The 5,236-nt window shown below is 59.6% G+C and carries 6 protein-coding genes; 4 read left to right on the top strand and 2 right to left on the bottom strand.

What is annotated here, in order from left to right; translation table 11 throughout:
• The first annotated feature begins 697 nt into the window (after positions 1-697).
• The 4 genes from GKC41_RS08640 (at position 698) to GKC41_RS08625 (ending at position 3,881) form a co-directional block, all read left to right on the top strand.
• Positions 698-2,128 (top strand): ParB/RepB/Spo0J family partition protein, encoded by a 1,431-nt coding sequence (locus GKC41_RS08640; protein WP_015022037.1) that lies wholly within the window; start codon positions 698-700, stop codon positions 2,126-2,128.
• Positions 2,129-2,311: 183 nt separating this feature from the next.
• Entirely contained in the window at positions 2,312-2,575 is a 264-nt protein-coding gene (locus tag GKC41_RS08635) for a hypothetical protein (protein ID WP_141650026.1), read from the top strand.
• 24 nt (positions 2,576-2,599) lie between these two features.
• Complete coding sequence (locus GKC41_RS08630; protein WP_015022035.1) at positions 2,600-2,947, top strand: hypothetical protein; 348 nt, start codon at positions 2,600-2,602, stop codon at positions 2,945-2,947.
• A gap of 373 nt (positions 2,948-3,320) precedes the next feature.
• Positions 3,321-3,881, top strand: a complete 561-nt coding sequence (locus tag GKC41_RS08625) for a hypothetical protein (RefSeq protein WP_015022034.1) — start codon at positions 3,321-3,323, stop codon at positions 3,879-3,881.
• A 135-nt stretch (positions 3,882-4,016) separates the two neighbouring features.
• Here the strand turns inward: GKC41_RS08625 and GKC41_RS08620 are convergent, their stop codons facing one another.
• On the bottom strand, positions 4,017-4,463 hold the full coding sequence (locus GKC41_RS08620; protein ID WP_015022033.1) for a hypothetical protein: 447 nt from the start codon (positions 4,461-4,463) through the stop codon (positions 4,017-4,019).
• Between the two features lie 22 nt (positions 4,464-4,485).
• Positions 4,486-4,998 (bottom strand): hypothetical protein, encoded by a 513-nt coding sequence (locus GKC41_RS08920; protein ID WP_045925197.1) that lies wholly within the window; start codon positions 4,996-4,998, stop codon positions 4,486-4,488.
• Positions 4,999-5,236: the final 238 nt, after the last annotated feature.

Genomic DNA, 5,236 nt, shown 5'->3' with positions numbered 1-5,236 from the left:
AACACACAACCAAACCCACACACAGAACCTAAAACAACGCGTTTAGTTCCTATAGCCCCTGATGCCGGAGAGACCGTTCTGTATCAGCATAGAGGCTAGATTGGCTGAGCTCTGATAAGGATGCGAAGGGTAAGGAATACGAGCGGTGTCCATCTCAGTTACACCCCTTTAGATAAAAAAGTGCCGCCCTAGTGTGCATATCATATAAATATGATAGAGGCAGTGGCGGCTTCTAACAAGCTTTAATATACTCGGGATATCAGTTAGAAAGCTTCATCAAGATAAAGCTTCACAATATAAACACATTTCTTATCGGATGGTCTTTCTTCTATCATGAGCTACTGCAGATCACCCTTCAATCGGCAAACATAAAACTGGTCGGCTCGGCCGGGGTTGTGGTCATCGGCGGCTGCGCCTTGATGTCTGGCCGCCGCTGTCGCACGCCTGCGGCGTGCTGCTGAAGGGGTTGGGAATGTGGTGTTTGTGCCGCCCCCTTCCATTCTGGCCCGGGCCGCTGCGACTCAAGCCCCGAGCGTCTCCGCCCACACCCCGCTCCGGCCGAGGGGGCCGAACAGCATGCCCCCTCGGCCTCCGGGGGAGTGTTCGGATCCACGCGGGGGCTTGACTCTCCGCTATACCCGGGCCGCCATTCCAGGCGTCGGCACAAACAGTCCCGGCACCAAGGAAAGGAACACCCATGAACACCACAACCACAGTGACCATGCTGCCCATCGACGCCATCAGGCCCAACGACGCCAACCCCCGAAGCGAGATAGGAGACGTGTCGGAGCTGGCCATGAGCATCGCGTCCCAAGGCATACAGCAGGCCCTGGTCGTCACACCGGCGAACCAGGAGGGGCGGCACACCCTGGTCATCGGACACCGGCGGCTGGCGGCCGCCGAGCAGGCCGGCCTTGCAACCGTGCCCTGTATCATCACCGACATGGACGAGCAGACCCAGGCGGAGGTGATGCTGGTAGAGAACATACACCGTGACCAGCTCACCGCCCTGGACGAGGCACGCGGATACGCCCACCTCCTGGACCTTGGCGAAGACGTGGACCAGATGGCCAAAGCCACTGGCCGCAGCCGCAGCACCGTGCAGCGACGGCTCAAAATATCGTCCATCGACGACGAGAAAATACTCGCGCTGCCATCCCAGCTGAGCTTCGAGGAATTGGAGACGATAGCCGACTTCCGCGACGACGAAGGCCTGCAAGACCAGCTCATCAAAGCCGCAGGCACCAACAACTGGAACATGACACTGCACCAGGTCCAGGCCAAACGGTCGCTGGACAAGTGGATCGAACAGGCCCAGGAAGCCATCAAGCAGGCCGGGCTGCCCATCGTGCCGCTGACACCATCACAATCCTGGTCTGACCCGGAAGGTTGGCGCACCATCGCCCGATTCTCCCCGGATACCGACCCCGACCCCAAGCAGGCCCTCGACACATGGCTGGAGGAATGGGAAGGCGACAAACCCACGGCCGCCGGACTGCTCGACCGTGGCGGACAGTGGCGCGTCAAAATCACCCTGCTGGAGCCATACACCCAACAGGACCAGGAGGACGAACGCCGGCAAAGAGAGGATGACCTGGCCAGGTGGCAAGCCGAACAAGAAGCCGAAATCGCACCGGCCAAGCAACTGGACACGGCAAGCCACGACCTGCGGCTGGCCTACACGCAACGGCTCATGTCCCTCAAACGCCCCGCCAAAAACCAGTCCCAGGCCCTGTCCATGCTGGTCATCGCCCAAGCGAGCCAACGCACCTGGTGGGTCAGCCGGGACCAGGTGCGGGACACATGGCGCGCCATCGTCCAGGACCAGGAAGCCGAGCTGGCGCAAAAGGCCGACCTTGACGAGAGTCGCCGCACCCAGACGGCCTTCGCCCTGTGCCACGCCATCATGGAGACACAGATCAACCACGAGACCTGGCGCAGCCAAGACGACATAGACGGCCTGCTCAAACCCCTCTACCGTGCCCTCCAAACCGCAGGCTACGCCATCAGCGACGAAGAGCAATCCGGTCTCGACGGCGACCTGGTGCCCCGACCTGAAGAGGAAGACAACGAAGGGAACGAAGATGAAACAGACGACGGCGACCAGGAGGAGGACACCAAAGAGTGAATGAACCCCGCAGCCGGCCCCGCCACCAAGCGGGGCCGGCTGCCGGCGGCGGCGCAGCGATGCCTCGCGCCACCCCACGGGGTGGAATCGGCATCGTCGAACGCCCCGCGTTCGGACAGCCAGACCGCAACGCGAGGAACGCACGACTGGTTTGTATGTGCAATTTGTACTACACTCATGGTCATGGAGATCGAGATAGAGCAATCAGCCCGCAAGCACGGCTGCGCCGACGACGAAATCAGGCACGCGGTCCTCCACTCCATAGGCCACGAACAAATCGAGGGCTACGGCGACGAGATGACGGTGGTCTTCGTCGGCCAGCCACACCCCGGGGCCCTACCCGACAACCTGCTCGAAGTCATCGTCAGCAAATGGCAGGACGGCCAGCTCCACGCCTTCCACGCCATGCCGCTGACCAGCCGGTGGCAACATCTCAGATACCAATAGACACAACCAACAAGGAGCCAGACCATGACCAACACACAGACACCCGCCGACAGGGCAGCACACGCCGAAGCACTCGACCGCATGGCCGACGCCGGCCAATTCACACCCATCGAAGGCACCCGGGTATACCGGGGCTACGACGCCGGCCCCCTGACCGACGACGACCTGCTCTCCATCTTCGCCGGCCGCCCCCGCGACGAACTCAAACAACCCACCAGCAAAACCTGGCAGGTACGCACCACCCCGGCCCTGGACCAATGGGCCGAAGCCGCCGTCAAAACAGAAGGCACCAACCTATCGGCACTGATCCGCCAAGCCACCGCCGAATACCTGGCACACCACTACCCAGGACTCCGAAGCCAGATGGCCTGACCCATCAGGGCAACATCATCAAGGGACCCCTCAACGGGGTCCCTTTTTCCATGCTCGGCTCGGCCGGGGTTGTGGTCATCGGCGGCTGCGCCTTGATGTCTGGCCGCCGCTGTCGCACGCCTGCGGCGTGCTGCTGAAGGGGTTGGGAATGTGGTGTTTGTGCCGCCCCCTTCCATTCTGGCCCGGGCCGCTGCGACTCAAGCCCCGAGCGTCTCCGCCCACACCCCGCTCCGGCCGAGGGGGCCGAACAGCATGCCCCCTCGGCCTCCGGGGGAGTGTTCGGATCCACGCGGGGGCTTGACTCTCCGCTATACCCGGGCCGCCATTCCAGGCGTCGGCACAAACAGTCCCGGCACCAAGGAAAGGAACACCCATGAACACCACAACCAGCCTCCAGGACGACGTCAAGCAACTGAGCCAGGACCCCCAACTCATGCTCACCGCAGGCCGACAGGCCCTCGACAGCATCATGCGCATACTCGACGGCACCCACCAGCCCGAAGCCATAGGACACGACCGGCTCACCCGCATGGCCGCGCTGATAGAAACCTCACTGCCGCACCGCGACGCGCTCCTGGTCGCCGCCATCAACCCCGACACCACCCGAGACGACCTGACCACCATCACCGAACAACCCCACGACCCCGCCGCCGTCAAACTCATCTTCACCAGCCTCACCACCTGCTTCGAAGGCCGGACCCCCGTCAACCAGGAACGCGCCGACAGAGCCTACAACCTCTTCGACCAGCTCACCGCCGCCGTCGGCCCCACCCCACACCTCAGCGCCTCCAGAGCCTACCTGGCCTGGGCCGCCCGCGACCCCGACCAAGCCAGCTCATACATGGTCCAAGCCCTCACCCTCGACCGAACCAACAACCTCGCAGCGCTCATCGCCCTGGCCCTCAGTAAGAACATCAACCCCACCGACGACTAACACCACACACAACCAAACCGAAGAGGTCTCCTCCCAAACCAAGGAGGAGACCTCTCCGCGTCCGATGCGTTTCTCCCGCCCCATAAAAGGGGCACTCGAATCCGCTTCATTCCCTAGGAATGATCGTTGTTTAGATTAATCATGCTTGTCTGCAGCATCAACGGCATGAATGACGAGTAGGGAGATGAGAATGGTGAGAACCTCAGTTATCAAAGATGAGAGCGCCATGGCTTCCCACCTGCTGAAGGCCAAGGCCATCAACCCCATGAGAAACACAAAACTCACAACTTCGCTAACAAGCTTCTTCAAGACCTTGTGACTGCTCATGCTAAACAACACATCCACCAACGCATCAGTTATGTAGGTACCAAAGAACCACAACAGAAAGATAACGATGGTACCCAAAACCCCACGCCACCCATGCACCCAGGAACGAACGCCACCGAAAGGGAGCAAGCGATAAGTGACACCAATGCCGACCGCAAAAGGAAAGACAAAACCCAACAACACAGTTCCGAAAAAACCAACACCGGTAATCGCATCCGAAACCGTTACATGGTCTGATCGTCCACGGTCACTCATCGCTCACCCCTCTCTCCATGAATCAGAGGAACAAATCAACCCATGTCGCCGTGTATTCAGCAATATCGTAAGGGATGCCCAGCTGCATCAAACCTGAGACGATAGCGGCATGAGTCCAGACGCCGGTGGCTTCCAGGAAGTCTGCAATCCGACCGGCCCACGGAGCAATCTTGGCAGGAAGCTTGGAACCTCCCCAGCGCAGAAGCTTAATGACAGCTTTCTTGGCGATCGTCGTAGCCCAATTCCTCGATTGGAAGCCATTACCGGCAGTGCCATCATGCATCGAGAATGCATACTCGGTCAGGATGCCAGCACCTTCATAATCACCGTTTTCCCATGCGGTATCCGCTATCTCCAGCACATCCCTCGGAGTCAGCGAATCGGTGACTTGACTCACGATAGATGTCGAAGCGGTATCCACAGGCTCTGCAGCCATCGCCTGACTGGGAACCATGGCGACTCCCATAGACAGCGCAAGTGGAACAGCAACGCTGGCGAGCAACCTACTTTTGATAGTGTTCAGAGCTTTCATCATAAGCCCCTTTCCGTTTGTTGAGTCAATTCATCCTTGATAACCAATAACGAAGTCAGCGGTGTCAGCCATGGCACCTCTGACAACCCAGCTAAAACTGGAATACTGCACTGATAGATAGGCCTAACTATCATTCTTGAGTTATTACATCAACGGTGACAGTAGCACCACCGTTACACCATTATAGGGCTATAGGAACTAAACGCGTTGTTTATGTTGGGGGTTTGGCCTTGTGGCTGTA

Origin of the sequence: Bifidobacterium asteroides (genome assembly GCF_009683175.1) — a bacterium.
Lineage (GTDB): Bacteria > Actinomycetota > Actinomycetes > Actinomycetales > Bifidobacteriaceae > Bombiscardovia > Bombiscardovia asteroides_H.
This window is presented reverse-complemented; position numbering and strand designations above follow the sequence as displayed.